General features: G+C 51.9%; 20 protein-coding genes and 3 riboswitches. Of the genes, 16 read left to right on the forward strand and 4 right to left on the reverse strand.

Annotated features, from left to right (window positions below; genetic code table 11):
* The first annotated feature begins 91 nt into the window (after positions 1-91).
* A riboswitch (cobalamin riboswitch) is annotated at positions 92-296 on the forward strand.
* A 142-nt stretch (positions 297-438) separates the two neighbouring features.
* The 5 genes from ACYVEA_RS25305 to ACYVEA_RS25325 all read left to right on the forward strand — a co-directional run bounded on the left by ACYVEA_RS25305 (position 439) and on the right by ACYVEA_RS25325 (position 8,998).
* Positions 439-1,797 (forward strand): cobyrinate a,c-diamide synthase, encoded by a 1,359-nt coding sequence (locus ACYVEA_RS25305; protein ID WP_461116214.1) that lies wholly within the window; start codon positions 439-441, stop codon positions 1,795-1,797.
* Between the two features lie 4 nt (positions 1,798-1,801).
* Positions 1,802-6,091 carry a cobaltochelatase subunit CobN gene (gene cobN, locus ACYVEA_RS25310; RefSeq protein ID WP_461116215.1) on the forward strand — a complete coding sequence of 1,430 codons (4,290 nt, stop codon included), beginning with the start codon at positions 1,802-1,804 and terminating at the stop codon, positions 6,089-6,091.
* Positions 6,092-6,244: 153 nt separating this feature from the next.
* Entirely contained in the window at positions 6,245-6,610 is a 366-nt protein-coding gene (locus ACYVEA_RS25315; protein WP_461116216.1) for a VOC family protein, read from the forward strand.
* A 24-nt stretch (positions 6,611-6,634) separates the two neighbouring features.
* Entirely contained in the window at positions 6,635-7,021 is a 387-nt protein-coding gene (locus tag ACYVEA_RS25320; protein WP_461116217.1) for a VOC family protein, read from the forward strand.
* Positions 7,022-7,057: 36 nt separating this feature from the next.
* The gene (locus ACYVEA_RS25325) at positions 7,058-8,998 is read left to right on the forward strand and encodes a putative cobaltochelatase (protein WP_461116218.1); all 1,941 of its coding nucleotides are present in this window, start codon (positions 7,058-7,060) and stop codon (positions 8,996-8,998) included.
* On the opposite strand, the gene tenA is transcribed toward ACYVEA_RS25325, so the two are convergent.
* From tenA to thiM, 4 genes are all read right to left on the reverse strand, one after another.
* Positions 8,995-9,645, reverse strand: a complete 651-nt coding sequence (gene tenA / locus ACYVEA_RS25330) for a thiaminase II (protein WP_461116219.1) — start codon at positions 9,643-9,645, stop codon at positions 8,995-8,997. The two genes, ACYVEA_RS25325 and tenA, sit on opposite strands and share 4 nt — an antisense overlap.
* 136 nt (positions 9,646-9,781) lie before the next feature.
* Positions 9,782-10,588 carry a bifunctional hydroxymethylpyrimidine kinase/phosphomethylpyrimidine kinase gene (thiD, locus tag ACYVEA_RS25335; protein WP_461116220.1) on the reverse strand — a complete coding sequence of 269 codons (807 nt, stop codon included), beginning with the start codon at positions 10,586-10,588 and terminating at the stop codon, positions 9,782-9,784.
* Positions 10,585-11,211 carry a thiamine phosphate synthase gene (thiE, locus tag ACYVEA_RS25340; RefSeq protein ID WP_461116221.1) on the reverse strand — a complete coding sequence of 209 codons (627 nt, stop codon included), beginning with the start codon at positions 11,209-11,211 and terminating at the stop codon, positions 10,585-10,587. Before thiE ends, thiD begins: the two co-directional genes overlap by 4 nt.
* Positions 11,208-12,014, reverse strand: coding sequence for a hydroxyethylthiazole kinase (thiM, locus tag ACYVEA_RS25345; protein WP_461116222.1), 807 nt, complete (start codon positions 12,012-12,014; stop codon positions 11,208-11,210). Before thiM ends, thiE begins: the two co-directional genes overlap by 4 nt.
* 68 nt (positions 12,015-12,082) lie before the next feature.
* Positions 12,083-12,185, reverse strand: a riboswitch (TPP riboswitch).
* 94 nt (positions 12,186-12,279) lie between these two features.
* On the opposite strand from thiM, the gene ACYVEA_RS25350 reads away from it, so the two are divergent.
* From ACYVEA_RS25350 to cobT, 11 genes are all read left to right on the forward strand, one after another.
* A complete protein-coding gene (locus tag ACYVEA_RS25350; RefSeq protein ID WP_461116223.1) occupies positions 12,280-13,752 on the forward strand; it encodes a cobyric acid synthase in 1,473 nt (490 codons plus the stop codon).
* Between the two features lie 200 nt (positions 13,753-13,952).
* On the forward strand, positions 13,953-14,972 hold the full coding sequence (locus tag ACYVEA_RS25355; RefSeq protein ID WP_461116224.1) for a pyridoxal phosphate-dependent aminotransferase: 1,020 nt from the start codon (positions 13,953-13,955) through the stop codon (positions 14,970-14,972).
* Positions 14,954-15,895 (forward strand): adenosylcobinamide-phosphate synthase CbiB, encoded by a 942-nt coding sequence (gene cbiB, locus ACYVEA_RS25360; protein ID WP_461116225.1) that lies wholly within the window; start codon positions 14,954-14,956, stop codon positions 15,893-15,895. The genes ACYVEA_RS25355 and cbiB overlap by 19 nt, the downstream gene beginning before the upstream one ends.
* Positions 15,895-16,470, forward strand: coding sequence for an AAA family ATPase (locus tag ACYVEA_RS25365; RefSeq protein WP_461116226.1), 576 nt, complete (start codon positions 15,895-15,897; stop codon positions 16,468-16,470). The genes cbiB and ACYVEA_RS25365 overlap by 1 nt, the downstream gene beginning before the upstream one ends.
* Positions 16,471-16,524: 54 nt before the next feature.
* The gene (locus ACYVEA_RS25370; RefSeq protein ID WP_461116227.1) at positions 16,525-17,340 is read left to right on the forward strand and encodes an alpha/beta hydrolase; all 816 of its coding nucleotides are present in this window, start codon (positions 16,525-16,527) and stop codon (positions 17,338-17,340) included.
* A 54-nt stretch (positions 17,341-17,394) separates the two neighbouring features.
* Positions 17,395-17,598, forward strand: a riboswitch (cobalamin riboswitch).
* Between the two features lie 30 nt (positions 17,599-17,628).
* Positions 17,629-18,855: an ABC transporter substrate-binding protein gene (locus ACYVEA_RS25375; protein ID WP_461116228.1), complete on the forward strand. Its 1,227-nt coding sequence runs from the start codon at positions 17,629-17,631 to the stop codon at positions 18,853-18,855.
* A complete protein-coding gene (locus ACYVEA_RS25380; protein ID WP_461116229.1) occupies positions 18,855-19,949 on the forward strand; it encodes an iron chelate uptake ABC transporter family permease subunit in 1,095 nt (364 codons plus the stop codon). Before ACYVEA_RS25375 ends, ACYVEA_RS25380 begins: the two co-directional genes overlap by 1 nt.
* Complete coding sequence (locus tag ACYVEA_RS25385) at positions 19,946-20,968, forward strand: ABC transporter ATP-binding protein (protein WP_461116230.1); 1,023 nt, start codon at positions 19,946-19,948, stop codon at positions 20,966-20,968. The genes ACYVEA_RS25380 and ACYVEA_RS25385 overlap by 4 nt, the downstream gene beginning before the upstream one ends.
* A 44-nt stretch (positions 20,969-21,012) precedes the next feature.
* On the forward strand, positions 21,013-21,597 hold the full coding sequence (locus ACYVEA_RS25390) for a cob(I)yrinic acid a,c-diamide adenosyltransferase (RefSeq protein ID WP_461116231.1): 585 nt from the start codon (positions 21,013-21,015) through the stop codon (positions 21,595-21,597).
* Positions 21,594-22,106, forward strand: a complete 513-nt coding sequence (locus ACYVEA_RS25395) for a bifunctional adenosylcobinamide kinase/adenosylcobinamide-phosphate guanylyltransferase (RefSeq protein WP_461116232.1) — start codon at positions 21,594-21,596, stop codon at positions 22,104-22,106. Before ACYVEA_RS25390 ends, ACYVEA_RS25395 begins: the two co-directional genes overlap by 4 nt.
* Positions 22,103-23,131 carry a nicotinate-nucleotide--dimethylbenzimidazole phosphoribosyltransferase gene (gene cobT / locus ACYVEA_RS25400; protein WP_461116233.1) on the forward strand — a complete coding sequence of 343 codons (1,029 nt, stop codon included), beginning with the start codon at positions 22,103-22,105 and terminating at the stop codon, positions 23,129-23,131. The genes ACYVEA_RS25395 and cobT overlap by 4 nt, the downstream gene beginning before the upstream one ends.

Consider the following 23,131-nt stretch of genomic DNA (forward strand, 5'->3'; position numbering starts at 1 on the left):
ATGACTAGCTATATAAGGGTTGTTTACGCTTTACTACGTTTTGCTGAGTGGATAGCGCCAAAAGTGGTATCTTCGCCCGATAGTTATATTTGTTTCTCCAACAGAGAAGGGTTTGCTTCGCTGCAATTAATAGGGAATCGTGTGTGAGTCACGAGCTGTCGCGCAACTGTAAGTAACGCTGAAATTTCTGCCGGGGCGAGTCATCGCCGGGTACGTCCACTGGTCCGATTTGCCGGGCTGGGAAGGTTGGCAGAGATGTTACAAGCCAGGAGACCTGCCTTTTTTTGTTGACAATGCTTTCGCGTTTTGAGGCATGGTCAAGTTGGGTGGTATTAGTCTTCAGGGATCATTTTAGCCCGTTGGTACGCCTATCCTGTCCGTCCTCTCACTCGTTAGTGCTGGAAGCAACCCAGATTCAGCCTAAATCAGTTTATTGAGGTGACAAGCGATCAACCCATCTTCAAATCCCACTTCCTGATTGCCGCACCATCCAGTGGTTCCGGCAAAACCACGCTGACGCTGGGGGTGCTACGTGCTTTGGCGAATCGGGGCTTGCGGGTACAGCCGTTTAAATGCGGGCCGGATTACATTGATAAGATGCATCATACCACAGCGGCTGGCACCCCAAGCATCAATCTCGATACGTTCATGGCGGCCGAACAACACGTAGCGGAGGTTTATGCGCAGTACGCTGGTTCTGCCGATGTGGCGGTGACGGAAGGGGTGATGGGTTTGTTCGATGGAGCGGACCGGATGCAGGGGAGCAGTGCGGCCATTGCCGAGTTACTGAATAGTCCGGTTGTGCTGGTTATCAATGCAAAGGCGATGGCCTATTCAGTCGCGCCGTTGCTGTATGGATTCAAGAATTTCTACAAAGGCATTAACCTCGTCGGGGCTATTTTCAACTTCGTCAACACAGAATCGCATTATCGCTTTTTAGCCGAAGCCTGCGCCGATGTGGGCGTCGAAGCATTAGGCTATTTTCCGGCCAATCCCGCATTTGCCATTCCGTCGCGGCATCTGGGCCTGCATATTTCGGACGAGACACACTATGAAACCATTATCCAGACCATTGCCGAAGCGATTCCAAAAACCATTGATATCGATCGACTTCTGGAAATTACCCGCACAGAGCTGACTCCAATTCGATACGTACCTCGTTCGTTGCCCCGCGCTGCGCCTATCAGGATTTCCATTGCTCGTGATGAGGCATTTACGTTTATGTACCACCAAAATATAGACGTGCTGACTCGGTTTGGCAAGGTTACTTTTTTCAGTCCGTTACACGATGCGGTTCTTCCCCAAACGGATTTTCTGTACCTACCCGGCGGCTACCCCGAACTTAATGCCGAAGCCTTGAGCCAGAATGTTTCCATGCAGGAGAGCATTCGAGCGTATTGTCAGTCGGACGGGTTGGCCTATGCTGAATGCGGTGGCCTGATGTATCTGGGCCAGTCGATTACGGATGCTGACGGAAACTCGTTTTCGATGGTTGGCGCATTGGATACCACTACGTCGATGCTCGCGCCCAGAATGACACTCGGTTACCGGATTATTCAGTGGGATGAACTGACGCTGAAAGGCCATGAATTTCACTATTCAACCTTAGAAGAACGTAACGTGCAGCCGTCCGTCGCATCGGTGACAAACGCGAAAGGAGTGCCCGTTGAGACGAAGTTATACCGAGTGCAAAACACCTTTGCCTCGTATCTGCATGTGTATTGGGGCGATAAACCGGAATTTATCCAACAATTGCTGTCGGCCAAATCTGTTGACAAACGTTACGTTACGATGTAAAAGTATGACTGAAATCAAACGCCAGCGGGTGATGCGGCCCGACGGAAAAGCCATTAATCTTGTTCAGCGACGGGGGCATTTGTCCTATTGCTATAATGCCTGTTGCTGCGGCCGAACGGATCGGGGTTTTGCCGCCGTGCCGGTCGATCTGTACAAAACGGAATGGCTACGGCGCAAAATCCGGAACGTAGTGCACATGACCAAAGGCGGTTGCCTCGGTCCCTGCACGCTGGCCAATGTCGTTACGTTGCTGTTCGACGGTAATTCGGTCTGGTTCCAGTCGATCAACAGCGACTGGCAAGTAATCGCGATTTTCGACTATATCGAAAGCATGATTGCTGCCGACGGATTTCTGGTTCCCCCCGCCGAATTGTCGGAGTACGTCTTTCAGTTTTACACCTGGAAAGGTTCGGAAATAGCCACGCAACTTGGTCAGACGGCCACGCCATCGGGCGGCATCGTGTTTCTGACCCACGCCGACACCGATTTGCTGACGTTGAGTCTTGTCCTGCAGGGTTTACCGGACGACTTTCCGAAAACGTCGGGAATCAGTTTACTGGCGATCAGGAGTGAAGCACAAATGGCACAGTTGCTGGACCGGGAAATTGGCGCAGCCCAGATCATCGTGCTACGTATCCACGGTCGGCCGAGCAGCGTGCCGGGCTTCCACGAACTGGTTCGTCGGGCGAATGAGAAAGGCCAGCACCTCATCGTGATCAGCGGTACGGGCGATCTGAACCCCGAGTTTGCGGCTGCTTCGACGGTTTCGCCCGCTATTCTGCATGATACGCTGGCCTACGTTCAGGCGGGTGGTTACCAGAACCTTAACTCACTACTGTACTTCCTGTCCGATCATTTGCTGATGACGGGCTTCGGGTCGGATGCGCCTATTCAGCTACCCGAGCACGGCATCTACCATCCCGATCTGCCCGAAAACGCAGACCTGTCGGATTGGGTGCAACGGCATAATCCCGACCAGCCAACCGTTGGTATTACGTTCTATCGGTCGCACTGGATTAGCGGAAATATGGCCTTTATTGATGCCTTGGTTCGTTCGCTGGAAGATAAAGATGTCAATGCATTGCCCGTTTTTACATCCTCGCTCAAAACCGTCGATCCCGAAACAAACGAACCGTTCGCCTTTCAGTTCTTCACGCCCGAACGGGGAGGCATTGCCATTGATAATCTGATCAATACCATTTCGTTTGCCATGACAGACGTCAGGCCAATGGGCGAAGATTCTGGTTCGTCAGTGGCATTGATGCGGTTGAACGTACCTATCTTTCAGACGATTACCAGCGGCATGGGACGTGGCCCGTGGGAGTCGTCGAGTCGGGGACTGAATCCGCTGGACACGGCCATGAACGTAGCGATTCCCGAATTCGACGGACGGATTATCACCGTCCCGATTTCATTCAAGGAGAAAGATCGGGCGACAAAGGGCTACGAACCCGTTGACGACCGGATTGAGCGCGTAACCGGACTGGCAGTACGTTTCGCCCGCTTGCGACGCTTGCCGAATAGTCAGAAACGTATCGCGTTCATTTTTACCGATTCCAACACAAAAGCCTCGCAGATTGGCAACGCGGTAGGGCTGGATGCTCCGGCGTCATTGATGAACATGCTGCACGCCATGCAGGCCGAAGGGTATCGAATCGAGAACCTTCCCGAAAGCGGCACCGCTCTTATTCACGAGCTAATCGACCGCTGTTCCTACGACCAAACGTACCTGACCCCGGAGCAACTGGCGAATGCCGCCGGGCACGTATCGACTGCTCAGTATGCCCACTGGTTTGCGGATTTGCCCGACATTTTACAGGCTAAAATTCTGAAACAGTGGGGGCCACCGCCCGGCGAAACCTACGTGCATAACGGTCAAATTGCGCTGGCCGGTCTGGACCTGGGGAATGCGTTCGTCGCCTTGCAGCCTCCGCGTGGTTATGGCATGGACCCCGACGCTATTTACCATCAACCCGATTTGCCACCGACCCATCACTATTATGCGCTCTATCGCTGGTTGCGTGACGACTGGAAAGCCGACGCCATAGTTCATGTGGGCAAGCATGGTACGCTGGAATGGCTGCCGGGAAAAGGCATCGGTTTGTCATCAACCTGTTTTCCGGACGCGTTTCTGGGCGATCTACCCTTATTTTATCCCTTCATCATCAACGATCCGGGCGAAGGGGCACAGGCGAAACGGCGGGCGCATGCGGTCGTGATCGATCACCTGACGCCCCCCATGACGTCGGCGGACAGCTACGGCGAACTGGCGCAACTGACGCAGTTGGTAGATGAATACTATCAGGTCGAAACGCTCGATCCGGCCAAATTGCCCCTGCTTCAGCGACAGATATGGACTCTTATCAAGCAAACCAATCTGGACAAAGATCTGTCGGTCATGCTGCAACGTGATCATGGCGACCATAAACACGATTGGGACGACGACATGACGCCGGAGGGAGTGCCCGTGAGCCTGACTGAAATGGATGGCAAAGACATTGCCCACCTGATCGAAGACATCGACGGTTACCTCTGCGAACTTGGTGCCGCGCAGATACGTAATGGTTTGCATACACTTGGCGAAATGCCCACTGGTGACGCGCTGGTCGATATGCTACAGTCGTTAACTCGCCTGCCGAACGTATCAGTGCCCGGATTACAGACTGAGATAGCGACCCTTTTCGAATTTGATTTGCCAACGCTGCAAACGCAGAAAGGCCAGAGGCTAGTATCAGTACCACAGCAGTTTATTGAATTAGCGGGTCGTCCGGTCGTGACTGGAGCCGACGCACTGGAAGTCATTGATGAGTTGAGTAACCACCTGTTTCGGATTTTGCAACAGCATCGATTTCAGGCAAAACGTATTGATCCGGTCTTGTTTGAGACGTTTAACGTAGCGCCGACTGGGGAAGGACTGGCTGGAATTCGACAGGTGCTGATGTTCGTGTGTGAGCAACTCCTGCCCAATCTGGCCCGCACCGATGAGGAAATTACGAACCTGCTGCACGGGCTTTCGGGTGGGTATATTCCTGCCGGGCCAAGTGGCGCACCCACGCGCGGCATGGCGCACATTCTGCCAACGGGGCGTAACTTCTATGCGGTCGATCCGCGTGCGTTGCCGTCGCAGGCCGCCTGGGAAGTGGGGCAGCAACTCGCCCGCGAAGTTCTCGCCCGGCATGTGAAAGAAACCGGTACATATCCAGAAAGCGTCGGGATCAGCATTTGGGGAACCAGCGCCATGCGCACCAATGGCGATGACGTAGCAGAAATTATGGCCTTACTGGGCGTTCGTCCGGTGTGGCAGGTCGAAAGTCGCCGGGTGGTCGACGTGGAGGTGATTTCGCTGGAGGAGTTAGGGCGCCCCCGGATTGACGTAACAACGCGCATCAGTGGCTTTTTTCGGGATGCGTTTCCGCATCTGATTGATTTACTGGATGATGGTGTCCAGCGCGTGCTGGCCCTTGATGAACCATTGGAGCAGAATTTTGTCCGCAAGCATTACCTGAATGATCTCGCTGAGTTACGATCACAGGATATGCCTATCGAAGAAGCCGAAGAACGGGCGAGCTACCGGATTTTCGGCGCGGCTCCCGGTAGTTATGGGGCTGGAATTCTGCCCCTTATCAATGAAAAAAACTGGCATGCCGATGCTGATTTCGCGCAAGCCTACGTCAATTGGGGCGGCTATGCGTACTCAAGAACGGCGCAGGGCGTTGATGCCCGGTCGGAATTCAAACAGCGGCTTTCGGGCGTGGAAGTGGCCTTACACAATCAGGATAATCGTGAACATGACATCTTCGACAGTGACGATTACCTGCAATTCCACGGCGGAATGATCGCCACGATACGTAGCCTGACCGGGCAGCAACCGAAGCATTATTTTGGCGATTCGCAAAATCCCGCCCAACCCGTTGTGCGGGATTTGAAAGAAGAAGCATTGCGTGTGTTCCGGTCGCGGGTTGTCAATCCGAAGTGGCTGGAAAGCATCAAAAAACATGGCTACAAAGGCGGTCTGGAACTTACGGCTACGGTCGATTATTTGTTTGGTTATGATGCTACAGCTCAGGTTGTTGATGACTGGATGTACCAGAAAGTAGGTGAAACATATGCCCTCGACCCGGCCATGCAACTGTTCTTCGCCGACAGCAATCCGTGGGCACTGAACGCCATCGCCGAACGACTCCTCGAAGCTGCTCAACGGGGTATGTGGGCCGAGCCCTCACCGGACATGGTACAGCAATTACAGGCCGTTTATTTACAAAGCGAGAGTTTGCTGGAAGTTCGAAGTGAGTGAGGTTAAGCAGGACGTAGTAAAGTCAATTGGCAGGAATAAAAATGCGTCGAAGAATCTACGGAAAGATCAACGTAAATCTATTACGTTGAGCAGCTACTTTATTTGTATGTAATACCAACTGTAGGGAAATCATTCACTTTAAACGACGCACAAATGAAATTTACCAAACTAGTTCCGAACCTATTCTACACGGACATTCAAGTAGGATTGACCCTTTTTGTGGACTGCCTTGACTTTAAAATTGGGTATGAAGAATTGTCATCAAAACAGCCTTTTTGTGTCGTAGAAAAAGATGGGTTGGCTATTCACTTGATTCAAAATAAGGAATACGCTGAAAAAGACAGACCAGAACTCAGACTTGTTACAACGGATATTGAGGAAGTTTATACGAAAATAAAATCGTCACATCCAGAATTAGTACACCCTAACGCAAAGGTGGTATCGATGAGGCCGTGGGGAGCAAGAGAGTTTGCCTTGAAAGATGAGTCCGATGTTTGTGTAATTATTCAGCAGTGGTAAGGACAGTAACTAAAATTGACTGCTATGAAAAAAGTAACGGGCCTGGGCGGCATATTTTTCAAATGCAATGACCCGCAGGGCATGAACGAGTGGTATGCCAAAAACCTGGGATTGACGACCGGCGAATACGGGACGACGTTTGAGTGGCGGCAGGCCGATGATGCGTTGAAAAAAGGATCGACCGCCTGGTGTGCGTTTCCCAACGACACGACCTATTTCAATCCGTCGACTAAGCCGTTTATGATCAATTATCGGGTAGAAAATATAGCTGCGTTGGTTGATGAATTGAAGCGGGACAATGTGACCATTGTGGATGACATAACAGCGTATGATTATGGCAAATTCGTGCATATTCTCGACCCGGAAGGCAACATTATTGAGCTTTGGGAGCCCAATGGTGATTTTGAGTGACAGTGAATCCACAGAATTTATTCAGAAAAGACGCTAATGATGTACCCGTTCTCAGCCCTTGTTGCTCAACAAAAACTCAAACAGGCGCTCCTGCTTTGCGCGGTGAATCCCGGCATTGGCGGTGTGCTGATTCGGGGGGAAAAGGGGACGGCGAAAAGTACGGCGGCTCGGGGTCTGGCCGACATTATGCCGACTATTCAGCGGGTGGCGGGGTCGCGCTTCAACTGTCCGCCCGACGAACCACTGGATTTTTGCGAAGCCTGTCAACAACCCGATTGGCAGGTGGAGGACGTAGTAGTGCCGTTTGTGAACCTGCCGCTGGGCGCCACTGAAGACCGGGTGGTGGGGAGTCTGGATCTGGAAGGCGTATTGGTCGAGCGGAAAAGGAAACTACTGCCTGGTTTGCTGGCCACCGCCCATCGGGGCATTCTCTACATCGATGAAGTTAATCTCTTGCCCGACCATCTGGTCGATGTGCTGCTGGACGTAGCAGCTATGGGTGTCAACACGGTTCAGCGGGAAGGGCTTTCCATCAGCCATCCGGCCCGATTCACACTCATCGGAACCATGAATCCCGAAGAAGGAAATCTGCGGCCGCAATTTCTCGACCGGTTCGGGCTGATGGTGGATGTTGACGCTCCGCGTGATGTGGCCGAACGGACTGAAGTTGTCCGCCGACGTATTGCTTTCGATACTGACCCTGCTGCATTTGCTGCGAAATGGGCTGACCAGCAAAAAACGCTGCATAATCAGATTCAGGCCGCCCGTACATTACTGCCTTCCGTTACGTTAGCTGATGGCTTACTAACACTAATCAGTCAACTTTGCACTGATCTGAACGTGACCAGTTTACGGGCCGATATTGTCATGTACAAAACGGCCCTGACGTTGGCAGCTCTGGCCGGACGTACCGACGTAACTGCGGATGACATTCGCCAGGCCGCCGAATTAGCCCTCGTGCACAGGCAGCGTAAAAAGCCGTTTGAGGAAAGCCGGTTACCCGATACAAAGCTGGACGAATTGAGGCAACAGGCTCCGCCAGCCCGCCAGCCGGAATCCCAACAAGTATTAAATTCGCCGTCTGAACCTGCTCAGGAGAAAGTGAATGGTTCACCCTCGGAAAGTGATGGTGAACCCGCCGAGCCGCCCCAACAGGAGCAGGTTTTTGGAGTAAGGCTGCAAGCTGAAGTGGCTCCAATATCAATGGAACCCAGTCCGTTTCGGCAGCAAGTGCCCGTGGGACGCCGGAGTCCGGTGATGAATCCCCAGCGAGGCACTACGATGCGCGCCGTGCCGGATAAAGCCCCGACGAACGTAGCTATTTCGGCCACCGTGCAACACGCCCTGCTTCGGGACGCCGACGATTGGGGCATTATTCGGGAAGATCTGCATCAGAACCTGCGTATCGGCAAAACGGGCAATCTTATCCTGTTCGTTGTGGATGCGTCGGGGTCGATGGCCGCGAGCCGACGCATGGAGGCCGTTAAAGGCAGCGTCCTTAGTCTGCTGACAGACGCTTACCAGCGTCGGGACAGCGTAGGCGTGATTGCTTTTCGGGGCGTCGAAGCGCAGGTTTTGCTGGAGCCTACGCATAGTGTTGAACTAGCCGAACAGGCGATGCGTACCCTGCCCACCGGCGGACGCACGCCGTTGCCCCACGCCTTGCAAATGGCTTCGCAGGTGATAAGCCGTCTGAACCGTCAGCAGGATTTGCAACCCCTGCTGGTCATCCTCAGCGACGGGAAAGCCAACGTAGCGCTTCCCGGTGGGGGTGATGCGTGGCAACAAACACTAGCCATTGCCGCCCAATTACGCGAACAGCAAATTCCGGTGCTGGTACTTGATACCGAACATGATTACCTGCGCTTAGGCCGGGCGGCTGAACTGGCAAAAGCCCTGGGCGCTGATTGCCTTTCTCTCGACGAATTGTCGGCTGAGGCAATTACACAGACTGTTTCGGGACGGATTCGGGTTTAAACCGACCATTGATTAAGCCTGTAGGCATCGTCCCAGAAGTGCCATTCCAACCGGCTGGATTGCTGGAATGCCTCTGCCATTTTGGCCCGCTCGTTGACACTGGCTTCACCGGCCAGGTGGTTGGTCAGTTCCAGCATCTGCGTAACGACCACGTCAAAGGCGTCGCCCGCGTAGGTATCAATCCAGGCCTGGTACGGATTTTGGGAAACAGCTTGTTGGTGGATGGCTTTTCCAACCTCCCGGTAAATCCAGAAACAGGGCAGCAGAGCCGCTGTCCCTACGGCCAGCGACTGCACCGACGTAGTAGCCAGCATATAATTGGTGTAGGCAAAGCAGGCTGGCATTTTCGTCGTTTCTGGCTGAATGTCATAGAGCGAGAAATAGGTTTCGTGCAGCACCCGTTCTACCCGAATGGCATTCTCGGCCAACTGCGTCAGGAGCAAAATAGCATCGGGCGTATCGGCTTTGACGGCTAACTGTGCCAATGCCCGGCTGAAATCGATCAGATAGAGAGCATCCTGTTGAATGTAATAGTGGAACGTAGCTAACGGCAAGGTTCCGGTGGCTAATTCAGACACAAAGCCGTGCGTTAGAATAGATTCGTAGATAGGTGAAATCTGTTGCCAGAGCTGGTCGGTAAAACGCATGAATTGAGAGAGTTAATAGGTGGATCACCCCGCCCCGGCCCCTTCCCTTGAAATAAGGGGGAGGGGAGAAAATTCGACAATTTTTTAGCCTCTCTCCTGAAAACCAGGAGAGGGGTTGGGGTGAGGTAAATTATGATTACGACCAAAAATTAAAAAAATGGTGAACGGGGCCATGTCCGTGCCCGAGTGAATAATCAGCCCCGGCTTGCAACGCGTTGGTCAAATAAACCTTTGCCGAGCCGACAGCCTCGCGCATGGGAAGCCCTTTTGCCAACCCAGCCGCAATAGCTGATGAAAGGGTGCAGCCTGTTCCGTGGGAATTCTGTGTATCAATACGTTGCGTTGGAAACCAGTACGTTTCTCCCGGCGCTACAAAGAGTAAATCCGAACTTTCCTGCGATTCCAGATGGCCGCCCTTGATCAGAAGGGCACCCGGAAATAATTGGGCTAATTCGGTGGCCGCCTGTTCCATATCGACCAGATTTTCAACGGGATGACCCAATAAAACACTGGCTTCGGGAAGGTTTGGGGTGATAAGCGCAGCGAGAGGAAGAAGTTCGGTTTTGAGTGCATCGATGGCCTCATCCTGCAACAGCTTATCGCCACTTTTGGCGACCATCACCGGATCAACCACTACGTTGGTCACGCTGAATTCGATCAGTGTTTTAGCCACGGCAGCAATTACTTCGGGCGAGTGTAACATGCCAATTTTAACCGCATCGGTGCCGATATCGCTCAGAACAGCTTTTAGCTGTTCCACAATAAACGCCGGTGGTACCGGGTAAATGGCCGTAACTTTTTGCGTATTCTGAGCCGTTAACGCCGTCAGCACCGACATACCGTAGCAACCCAGCGCGGCAAACGTTTTCAGATCGGCCTGAATGCCCGCTCCACCGCCACTATCCGAACCGGCGATGGTAAGCACTCTGGTGTACGTTTTCATAAAGCTTGAGAAAGTAAATGGATCAATTCGCGGGTGGCTTCGTAGGGTGACGGCTGGCCACAAATGGCCGAAACAACGGCAACCCCCGTTACGCCCGACAGCATGACGGCCTGAATGTTTGAAACATTAATGCCGCCAATCGCGAACGTAGGAAGCTGGGTTTGTGCACAGATACGTTGCAGGCCATCGATGCCTAAAATACTGGCTGTATCCTGTTTGGTGCCCGTTGGGAAGATCGTTGCAATGCCCAGGTAATCAACACTCCAATCGTGAGCAGCCCGAAGTTCAGCTTCATTGTTGATGGATAAACCAACGAGTTTGTCTGGCCCAACCAGCGAACGTACCATGGGAAAGGGCATATCCTCCTGACCAATGTGAACGCCGTCGGCGTCAATGGCTAGCGCCACATCGACCCGGTCGTTGATGATTAATTTAGCTCCATATTGCTGCGTAATCTGTTTCAACGTAAGGCCCAATGCGATGAACGCCCGGGTTGACAACTGCTTTTCCCGCAACTGAATCCAGCGAACTCCCGCCCGGCAGGCTTCGGCAACTACAAACGGTACGGAATGGCCCGCCCGCTGGCTGATGGCACTGTCCGTTACCAGATAAAGTTGATTCACAAGTACGTTAGTTTGAGCGTATCGGCAATGCTCTGATACGTAAGCTGATACAGCCCATCCAGAAAATTCAGTTGCAGGCTACCGGGGCCGGGCGATTGTTTGGCCGCTAGTTCGCCCGCGATACCCATCACCGCCATACCGTGTACACTGGCTATGAAGGGGTCGGGATTAATGGCGGCAAAGGCGGCTGTGAGTGCTGTTGCTGTACATCCCATACCCGTTACTTTCGTCATCATCGGATGCCCATTCGCGATGACTGCCACCCGCTCCCCCTGAACGATGTAATCGTCGGCTCCACTAACGACGACGACACTGCCCAGGCCCGTACTCAACTGACGAGCACTGTCCAGCGCAGCCGACGAGCCATGGGTGCTATCGACTCCTTTGGTATAGGCATTCAAACCAGCCAGCGCCATAATTTCGGAGGCATTCCCCCGGATAATCGTGGGTGGCGCAATGGCCAGTAGGTCCCGGCTCACCTGATTTCGATATGTAGTAGCCCCGACGCCTACTGGATCAAATACAATCGGTTTACCCAGGTCCCTAGCCTTCTTCATGGCTAATTTCATGCCCGCCACAAAGTTGGCGTCTAAGGTGCCGATGTTGACAACCAGTGCGCTGGCGATAAATACGAATTCTTCTACTTCGTCCACAGCGTGGACCATAGCGGGCGAAGCACCCAGCGCCAGTAACGCGTTGGCGGTGTTGTTCATCACCACAAAATTGGTAATGCTCTGAACAAGAGGAGCCACGGAGCGAATTTGCTCCACATCCTTCCAGATGGATTGGGCTGATAAAGACATAGTGCTGTTTAGATGAATGAAAAAACAGCAACTTCAAGGGGCGAAAAGACAGCGGCCTGACGAAAATGAGAGGAGAGCTAACTTTTCCCTACGGCCGTACAAACGGCATCAGGTTATGAGGGTATTATCTCAGTCAGTTCAGTACCCGAACCGACACCCCTAAAGTTGTCTGCCAAAGGTAGGGTATTTGTGAATACAGGAAAGGCTTACCTTCGTGGTTTCTTACGTAAATAAGTTCATCGATCCTCAAAGGTCGATACGTAGCATGCCCACTCTTCGTCCCATTATGTTTGTCGGTACAGCCTCCGACGTTGGCAAAAGCGTCATTACGGCTGGGTTTTGTCGGATTTTCAAACAGGATGGCTATCACCCCGCTCCGTTCAAGGCGCAGAATATGTCGCTGAACAGCTATGCGACGCCCGACGGCTTGGAGATTGGCCGGGCGCAAGCCGTGCAGGCCGAAGCGGCTGGTATTCCCTGCCATACCGATATGAATCCGGTGTTGCTTAAACCGACAACCGACAAATCGTCGCAGGTGATTCTGAACGGCAAACCCGTTGGCACGCAGTCGGCTTACGAGTATTTTATGACCAACGACCGGAATGAATTGTTCACTTCGGTGAAACAGGCGTTCGACCAGTTGGCTAGTCGCTATTCGCCCGTTGTGATGGAAGGGGCGGGGAGCATTTCGGAGCTGAATCTGAAACACCGTGATATCACCAACCTGCGCATGGCCGCCCACGCCGGGGCCGCTACGTACCTGATTGGCGACATCGACCGGGGTGGCCTGTTCGGGAGTGTATACGGCACGATTGCATTGCTTACGCCCGACGAACGGGCGTGTATCAAAGGCATTATTGTCAATAAATTTCGGGGAGATGCCCGGTTGTTTGAGGACGGCAAACGAATGCTGGAGGAGTTGACGGGTCTGCCCGTTGTGGGAATTCTACCGTATTTTCGGGATATTTTTATTGAGCAGGAAGACTCCGTATCGCTGGACGCCAAGTATCGTTCGGCGGTTTTGGGGAAGGTGAACGTAGCGGTGATTTTATTGAAACGCCTGGCCAACTTCACCGACTTCGACCAGTTGGAACGCGATCCCCGCGTCAATCTGTTCTATACCAATCAACCCGACGAAATTGAAAAAGCTGATATTGTGATTCTGCCCGGTAGCAAAAACACCATTGAAGACTTACTGGCGATCAAAAACAATGGCGTTGCGCAGGCGATTTATGCCGTGCATAAAAAAGGTAAAACGGTGATCGGCATCTGCGGAGGCTACCAGATGCTGGGCGAAACTATCGAAGATCCCGATCATCTGGAAAGCACCATCGAAGCCATTCCCGGCTTAGGCTTGCTGCCCGTTCAGACAGTACTTAAACCGACGAAAATAACCGAGCAACGCCAGTTTACGTACCGGGCCAGGATGGAATCCTGCACAGGCTACGAAATTCATATGGGCGAAACCACTACGTCCGGCGAATCCCGACCGGTTACATATCTGTCAGATGGGCGACTCGATGGTTATTTTCTAAACCAAAAATGCTGGGGTACGTATCTGCACGGCATTCTGGATAACGCTGTCGTGATCGACGATCTACTCGCTGATTATACCACTGAATCGGGCGGTAAGATCGATGATTATCAGCAGTTTAAAGAGCGGCAATACGATCGCCTGGCTGACTTGATCCGGGTGCATATCGACATGGATCAGATTTACGCGGATTTGCAGAACTGAAACGGATACCTTCCGAACAAGTATCTTTGTCAATGTATATAGTAGTTAACGGTATTTACGAAGACGGGAAAATTTACTGACCGAAATGCCACCGGCAACTGAAAAGTCGAAGGTTATTATTTTTTTATGGAAGAGATAAGCCAGGCGAAGGAATCTGAACAGCTCGTTTCAGAAGATTTATCTACTGATCTGACCGAATAATGCTACAGGGACATGGCGACGATGGCTATCGCTACGCAAATGAAATAAAAGCCGATTTCAGCACGAACGTCTGGTATGGGGGCGAACCCAAAGGATTGAAAGAACACCTGTTCAATCAATGGGAACGTATCAATCGCTATCCCGAAGTGCTGGCCGAATCCCTTGCCAGACAGGCGGCTGAACATCACCAGGTTTTGAGTAAACAGGTATTGGTCAACAGTGGCACTACCGAAAGCATTTACCTGATTGCGCAGGCATTTTCTGGTAAGAAAACTTCCATTGTGGTCCCGGCTTTTGCGGAGTACGAAGATGCCTGTCAGATGCACAACCATCAGCTTTCATTTCTTGACTGGGATAAGCTGTCGACGCTGCCTCGCCTGACGAGCGAGCTGGTTTTTATCTGCAATCCCAATAACCCAACGGGTGCTGTATTTTCGCAGTTAGATGAGTGGATGACCAAAAATCCGCAGACTCTTTTTGTGGTTGATGAAGCGTTCATTGATTTTACGGACCGCCTGCCAACAGCCATCCCGTTGCTGAATCGCCACGCCAATCTGCTGATTATGCGCTCATTGACGAAGGCCTACGCCATTCCGGGGTTACGGCTGGGCTACGTAGTAAGTTCGCCAACGGTCATCGACAAACTGAAAGCGGTGAAGCAGCCGTGGACGGTGAATACACTCGCGCTGGAGGCCGGGCGATTCATTTTTGAAAACTTCGAGAAAATACAATTGCCCTTATTAAACTTACTGGCCGACAAAGAAACCTTCGTCCGAAACCTGCACCAGAACGATTCCATTCGCGTTTATGACAGCCAAACTCATTTCTTCATCGCCGAAACTTTGGTGAGAACAGCAACTGATTTGAAACGTTTTTTAGTTGAGAATCATGGTCTTCTGATCCGGGATGCAAGTAATTTTCGATCATTGGGGAAAGGTCATTTCCGGATGGCAACACTCTCCCCCGACAAAAATGATCTGCTGATAAATGCCTTAGCTAAATGGAAAAAACAATGGTAGTTGTGTTGCCATTGGTCATTGGCTACGTACTGGATCTGCTGATTGGCGACCCCGAAAACTGGCCCCACCCTGTTCGGGTTTTCGGTACGCTGATCGCTAAAGGTGATGCCATTTTAAATCAGGGCACGTTTCGTTTTCTGAAGGGCGCGTTGCTAACCATCGGGCTGTGTGTTTCGGTGTATCTGTTTTTTGCTACGTTAAATCGGCTGGTTCTTTTCGTGCATCCCTGGCTGTATATCGTCCTGAACGGAATATGGGTTTGGTACGGATTGGCCAATAAAGGCTTGATTACGGAAGGTCAGAAAGTATTTTCGGTCTTGCAGGCCGACGGACTTGAAGCCGGACGGACGCAACTTTCCCGGATCGTGGGTCGTGATACGTCCCGGCTGAGTGCCCAGCAAATTCGCATTGCTGTCCTGGAAACGATGTCCGAAAACCTCAGCGACGGTGTCATTGCTCCGTTGCTTTTCTGCGCAGTAGCGGGCGTTCCGGGTATGATGGCCTATAAACTCATCAATACAATGGATTCAATGGTAGGCTACCGAAGCGACCGATACGAACAGTTTGGCAAGTTTGCTGCCCGGCTGGACGACGTAGTGAATTTCATTCCCGCCCGACTGACGGCCTTATTAATGGTGCTTGTAGCGGGTAGTGTTCGTGGATTTCAATTTGTACTTCGCTACGGGCATCGGCATAAAAGCCCGAACGCGGGGTATCCCGAAGCGGCTTTAGCGGGAATCCTCAACTGCCGATTTGGCGGCCCAAACGTCTACCACGGCGTGCTGGTCGAAAAGCCGTTTATTGGCGAACAGGAGCGAATCATTGAACCTGACGAAATCAATCGGGTCAGCACCATCAATCAACTAAGCTGTTTAGTTATGGTGCTTGGGATTTGTGGCCTCTATCTTTTACTACGTGTCTGATGCATAAGTTTATTATTTCCGGTGGCCCCGGTGCCGGTAAAAGTACCTTGCTCAACGCGTTGCGAGACAAGGGATTTTGTTGCGTAGACGAAGTGTCGCGGCAGTTGATTCAGCAGGAAGTAGCCGCCGGTAGTCATTGCCTTCCGTGGGTGGATCTTTCCTGCTTTGCCCGAATGGCGCTGGATCGTATGATTCGTGATTTTGAAAAAGCGTCAGATAATGAGGAGGTTACGTTTTTTGATCGGGCCATTCCAGATATTATTGCCTATTTGAGAATTGGGGATTTGCCCGTTGGTAAAATCTATTATCAGGCTGTTAAGCAGTATGCCTATCAGCCACAGGTTTTCATGGCTCCGCCCTGGGAGGCTATTTATGTTAACGATAACGAACGCTGGCAGACCTTCGCCGAAGCTACTGCATTACATCAGGCACTGGTAACCACGTATCGATCACTCGGGTTTGAGATCATTGAACTTCCCCTTGTTTCGGTTAGCGAACGGGTTGAGTTTGTAGAGAAGGCGATTGCTCCATGGGTAGAACGTAGCAACCAGGAAGATTTAACTTTTCTTAAGTAATGGCTTGTCTACCATTGTCTTACTTTTGGTTTTCACCATATCAGACGTGAGACAATGAATAAAGTCAAAAGGACAAAATGGCTAGGGGCAGGGTTGATGCTGTTCATTTTTTGTTATGCAGGAAGCTACTTGTTCTTATACTCCGCCAGACCAGAGCAGGCAAATCGCTATCGATCCAGTTCACTTCCTTCTGATTACAAATTTAGTTTTGAGCAACCGTTTGAGGAACTGACTATTAAAACCCCCCAGGGAGGTTTGTTGAATGCGCTCCTTTTCAAAGCTTCCCAATCGAAAGGGGTGGTCTGTTTTTGGAAAGGTAATGGCGGCACGCTTGAAAATTGGGGGAAAATGGCACCTGAATTTCTCAGATTTCACTATGATGTACTCATCACAGATTACCGACAACATGGTAAAAGCAGAGGAGCCATTACGTTAGCAAACTTTTACAGTGACGCACAAGCCGTTTATGACTCGCTGAAACTGCGTTATTCGGAAGATAAGATCATTATCATCGGTTATTCGCTGGGCGGACGGGTTGCGGCTCATTTGGCGGCCACTAACAGGCCGAAGTTGACCCTGTTAATTGATCCTGCTTCGCAGGGGGGCGACTTCAGCGACCGCGTTGCCGATGTTGTCTATTTCCCATTCCCCTCTGTCACCGATTTTGTTTTTCCAACCGAAAAGGATGTGCAACAGACCCGGCGGCCGGTTGTTGTGGTGAGCACTGAAAATAAGCATAGTCTGGCCTATCAATTGAACCGTTCGCTGGCTGAAAAAGACCACTTTGTGGTCATCCCCGGTGCCAGTCACCAAACCATTTTGACGCATCAGGTAACCGCGCGACTTATTGCTCAATTGCTGAAATCCTAACCCACCGCAGCGGCCAATATCATCTCCACTTTTTTAAAGCCCACAAATCGTAGTAATTTTGACGGCTATAAAGGTAGTAATGCGGGCCAACCCTGGCCTATATTACTCGAAAAGGGAATGCCGGTGTAAGTCCGGAACAGTCTCCGCTGCTGTAACTCCGTAAAAATGACCGACATACATGTGCCACTGTTTCTTTGGAAATGGGAAGGTCGTCGGTTTTGGGGAAGTCAGAAGACCTGCCTTTATAAACATACACAAACAGCTTTCGGAGGAAAAGCTCGTATACTAATGACGATACAAACAATCCCCTTTCCACGGGCGGAGCAGAAAAGCCGTATCTGGCCGATGCTACGTTCCTCCTTTTTCTTTTTAGCCATTCCCTGGCTTTTTCTTGGCTGTAGTGCATCGGCTACGTTATCTGAGCAGGCCGAGTCTCCCCAAACCCAGAAAGAATACGTTGGTGAAAAGGTTGTCATTCATCACGCCAAAGGCTTTTCAATCAAGTACTTCACGAATTATAAAGTTGTTACGATTGTCAGTCCGTTTGAAAAAACAGCCGATACGGTTCGTTACGCCCTCGTTCAGCGTGGCACGGCTCACCCAAAAGGATTTTCCAGCCATCAGATCATCGAAATCCCGATACGTAACCTGGTGGCGATGTCATCTATGCACGTAGGACTGGTCGGCTTTCTGGAGGCTGAGGACGTACTGGTTGGGTTAGGCGATCTGAAATACGTTTCGTCGCCGAAAGTGATCGAGCGTATCAGGGCGGGTAAAATTGCCGAGCTAGGCAAAGGGCAGTCCATTAATGAGGAAAAGCTAATCACGATGCACCCCGATTTACTGATGGCGATGGGGAGCCCCGTTGCCCGGATGGATCGATATGCAACGGTGAACGAAGCGGGCGTGCCCGTCCTGATCAATTCGGAATGGGTTGAGACAACACCGCTGGGCCGGGCCGAGTGGGTGAAATTAATGGCGGCTTTGCTCAACAAAGAGAAAGAAGTCAATCAAAAATTCGCCCAGGTCGAGAAGGAATACAACCGACTAACGGCGCTGACACGCAATGTGTCGCCCAAACCCAGCCTGATTAGCGGCATCAATTCCAAAGATGCCTGGTTCGTACCCGACGGAGACAGCTACATGACCAAGTTTTTTCAGGATGCGGGTGGTACATACCACTGGAGCAAAACCAAGGCCACCGGAAGTTTACCGCTGAATTTTGAAGCTGTTTATCCTATTGCATTAAATGCTGATTTCTGGCTCAACGTGGGTATCGGCAACCTGGAGTCCAAGCAGGATATTCTGGCAAAGGACGCCCGCTACGCTGATTTCAAGGCTTTTAAAGCTGGACGGATCTACAGCTATGGCAAACAGATAAACGAGCGCGGTTCCAACGCGTTCTGGGAGTCTGGCGCGGTGAATCCGCAACTCATTTTGGCCGATCTGATAAAAATCCTGCATCCGGATTTGCTACCGAAGCACGAACTGGTCTATTACAAGCAAATCAAGTGATGAATGTATCAACTTCTTCACTTGCCGATGAGCAGGTGCCCCAGCCATCCTGGCGCCAGCGTAATCGATTGGTCATTGTAGCACTTTTTGGTTTGGTCATCCTCTTTTTTCTGTTGGATATCACGCTGGGTTCGGTACGTATTCCACTGAAAGAAGTAGCCAGGATCGTTTTTGAAGGTGAATCCGAGAATCGGGCGTGGCTGTACATCGTTCAGAAAATACGACTACCCAAAGCCATTACGGCTATTTTGGTGGGCTGTGGCCTGTCGGTAAGCGGGTTACAGATGCAAACGTTGTTCCGGAATCCGCTGGCGGGCCCGGCCGAGCTGGGCATTACGGCCGGAGCGGGCTTGGGTGTGGCCGTCGTGATGCTGGGCGGAGGTGGGAGTGCGAGTTTGTACGCCATCCGGGAGTTGGGCGTTTCGGGAAGCTGGCTACTGGTGCTCATGGCCTCGCTCGGCGCTGCGCTGGTTTTGCTACTGGTTCTGCTCATTGCCGGACGATTGCGGGATAACGTAGTGCTCCTGATTGTGGGCGTCATGGTGGGCACAATTACTGTTTCGCTGATCAGCATCTGGCAGTATTTCAGCCAACCCGAACAACTTCAGGAATATTTACTCTGGACATTCGGGTCGCTCGGCGGAGTCGTGCAGGCTCATCTTTACGTTCTTTCGGGGGTCGTCATCGTCGGTTTGCTGCTGGCGTTTGTGTCTTCCAAAGCGCTGAACGCCCTACTGTTAGGCGAAAATTACGCCCGTAGCATGGGCCTGACAGTAGGTCGGTCAAGGCTGATTATCCTACTTAGTACCAGCCTGTTAACTGGAAGTATAACGGCGTTTTGCGGACCGATCGGCTTTGTCGGCATTGCTGTCCCGCACATCACCCGGTCCCTGCTCGGCACGTCCGACCACCGGATTCTGATTCCCACTACGTGTCTGGTCGGCACAATACTGCTGCTGGTTTGTGACAGCATTGCGCAATTACCGGGTACCGGCGCTGTCTTGCCAATCAATATCGTTACGTCGCTGCTGGGAGCACCCGTCGTCATCTGGATCATCGTCAGTCGGAACAACCTTCGCTCCTCATTCTCATGAACGAAACGCTGCCGTTGCTCTCTGCCCGTGCGCTGACTATCGGGTATTCGTCCAGTAATCAGTCGGTTATTCCTATTTCACATTCGCTGAATCTGGACTTGTGGCCGGGAAAAATGGTGTGTTTGTTAGGACCAAACGGCGCGGGGAAATCAACGCTGATGCGAACCCTGGCCGGGCTTCAGCCGACACTGGCCGGAACGGTTACAATTGCCGGAAAACCGATGCAGACGTTAGCTCCGGTCGAATTGGCTCAGCAGTTAAGCCTGGTTCTGACCGAACGGGTTGAAGCGGGTAATCTGACTGTTTCAGAACTGGTTGCGCTAGGTCGAACACCGTATACGGGCTGGCTGGGAACCTTAACTCAACAAGATAAAGAGCGGGTGGACTGGGCAATGGACGTGACGGAAACGGTGGATTTCCGACAACGGCGGTTGCATCAACTGAGCGACGGTGAACGGCAGAAGGTGATGCTGGCCCGCGCGCTGGCTCAGGATACGCCGTTGATCTTACTGGACGAACCTACCGCCCATCTGGACTTGCCTAACCGGGTGGAAATGATGCGGTTACTGCACCAACTGGCCCGAAAAACGGGTAAAGCCATTCTCCTGTCAACGCACGAACTTGACCTGGCCTTGCAAGCCGCCGATCAGTTGTGGCTCATTCGGCAGACTGGCGAGATGAATACGGGTGTTCCCGAAGATCTGGTTCTGAACGGCACGTTTGAAGCCGCTTTTGCTAAAAATGGGTTCCACTTTGACCGGACAACGGGCACATTTGCCATGCACAACGAAGCTAGTGGGCCGCCAATTTCTCTTGATGGCACGGGAAGTCTGGCGTTCTGGACACGCCGGGCGTTGCAGCGTGAAGGCTTTGTGATCGACGCATCGGATACCGCCATTTGCCAGATTGAAACCCTGGACGTAGCCGGAAATTCACACTGGGTCCTTACCCGAAATAAGATACGTACTGACTACACCACCCTGGCCGACGTACTGACTGCATTGCAGGAGTTGACATAGGTTTCGGCTGATTTATAGCTTATTACCTTACAATCACAGATTCGATGAAAATATACACGAAGAAAGGCGATAAAGGAACCACAGGACTGTTTGGCGGGAGCCGGGTTGATAAAGACGACGTGCGCGTGGAGTGCATCGGCACGCTGGACGAAGCAAATTCGACGATTGGGTTGCTACGGGTCAAGCTGGGGAATGACCACGAATGGCAGGCGAATCTGCACAAAGTTCAGAAAGACATGATGGACATGATGTCGCACCTGGCCCGGCCGTCTGACGCCAAAAAGGAAAACAAGAATCCAATGCCCGAAGATGGTGCCGAATTCTGTGAAACCTGGATTGACGACCTCGAAGCCGCCATGTCGTCGCCCTCGGATTATTTTTTGTTGCCGGGCGGGAATGAGATTTCGGCCTTGTGCCACGTCGTGCGGACGCAGATGCGCCGGGGCGAACGGCGATTGACATCTTTACGTAAAACCGATGCGGTTCACGAAGCCATTCCAGCGTACATCAACCGGTTGTCCGATTTGTTTTTCACGCTGGCCCGCGCCGAAATGGACAAAGCCGGAGTCGCCGAAGAAAAGTGGCAACTATTTCTCTATAAACGATTTAAGAACGAAGGTGTCGAATGATTATTTACATTTCGGGGGGGGCACGTAGCGGCAAAAGTCGGTTCGCGCAGGAGCGGGCGCTGCAACTGAGCGCGGAGCCCGTCTACGTAGCAACGGCCAAAATCTGGGACGACGATTTCGCCGAACGGGTGCAACGGCATCGGGAAGAACGTGGCCCGGAATGGACGACCTACGAAGCCGAGCGGAATTTGTACCAGCTTCCGCTAGAAAACAGAGTCGTCGTCATCGACTGCGTGACGCTCTGGCTGACGAATTTGTTTATAGCATTCGACAGTACTATCGATTTATCGCTGGCCGCTTTCAAAGCAGAAATCGACGCGATTCGGGCATTGTCAGGCACATTTATCATTATCTCCAACGAGATTGGGATGGGTCTTCATGCCGAAACGGCCATCGGGCGGAAATTTACCGACCTGCAAGGGTGGGCCAATCAATACGTAGCAACCCAGGCCGACGAAGCCATATTTATGGTTTCCGGATTGCCTCTATACTTGAAAAATAACGCATGAACGTACCCATACAACCCATCCTTCGGCAGCAAATTCAGGACAAGATCAACAACAAAACAAAGCCATTGGGTGCTTTGGGCAAACTGGAAGAAGTGGCACTGCAAATTGCGCTGATTCAGCAAACGGAATCGCCACAACTGGTTAATCCTCATCTGGTTGTGTTTGCGGCCAGTCATGGCATTGCCCGCGAAGGCGTCAGTGCTTATCCGTCCGAAGTGACGTATCAAATGGTGCTGAATTTCCTTCAGGGCGGGGCCGCAATCAATGTGTTCACCCGGCAGCACGGCATCAGGCTATGGCTCGTTGACGCCGGTGTTGACCATGATTTCGAGCCAACTGATACGTTGATCAATGCGAAAATCAACTACGGCACCCAAAGCTTTTTAAGTCAGCCCGCCATGACGGCCGACGAATGCCAGCGGTGTATCGAAAAAGGTCGGGAACTGGTGCGGCAAATTCAGCAAACGGGTTGTAATGTCGTCGGCTTTGGCGAAATGGGCATTGGCAATACATCGTCGGCTTCGGTTTTGATGAGCAAACTGCTGAATATTCCTATCGACGAATGTGTTGGCAGAGGGACGGGCCTCACCGACGAGCAATATGACTATAAAGTGTCGCTGCTTGGTCAGGCCTTAATGTATCATCATACCATAGGCCCTGATGTCAGGGGGATTTTGCAAACGTTCGGCGGTTTTGACATCGCTATGATGTGCGGGGCATTTCTGGAAGCCGCCGAGCAACGAATGGTGGTCATGGTTGATGGATTTATTGCGTCGGTGGCCTTTCTATGTGCGTTCAAGCTGAATCCGTCCGTAAAAGAAAATGCGGTTTTCTGCCATCAGTCCGGTGAAAAAGGCCATGCTCGTTTACTTGTTGAGTTGGGAGCAGAACCTCTATTACAGTTGAACATGCGCCTTGGTGAGGGCACGGGTTGCGCCGTGGCCTATCCGTTGTTACAAAGTGCAGTGGGGTTTCTTAACGAAATGGCCTCGTTCGAGAGCGCCAGCGTGAGTCGTAACGACTGA

This window comes from Spirosoma jeollabukense (assembly GCF_054777855.1).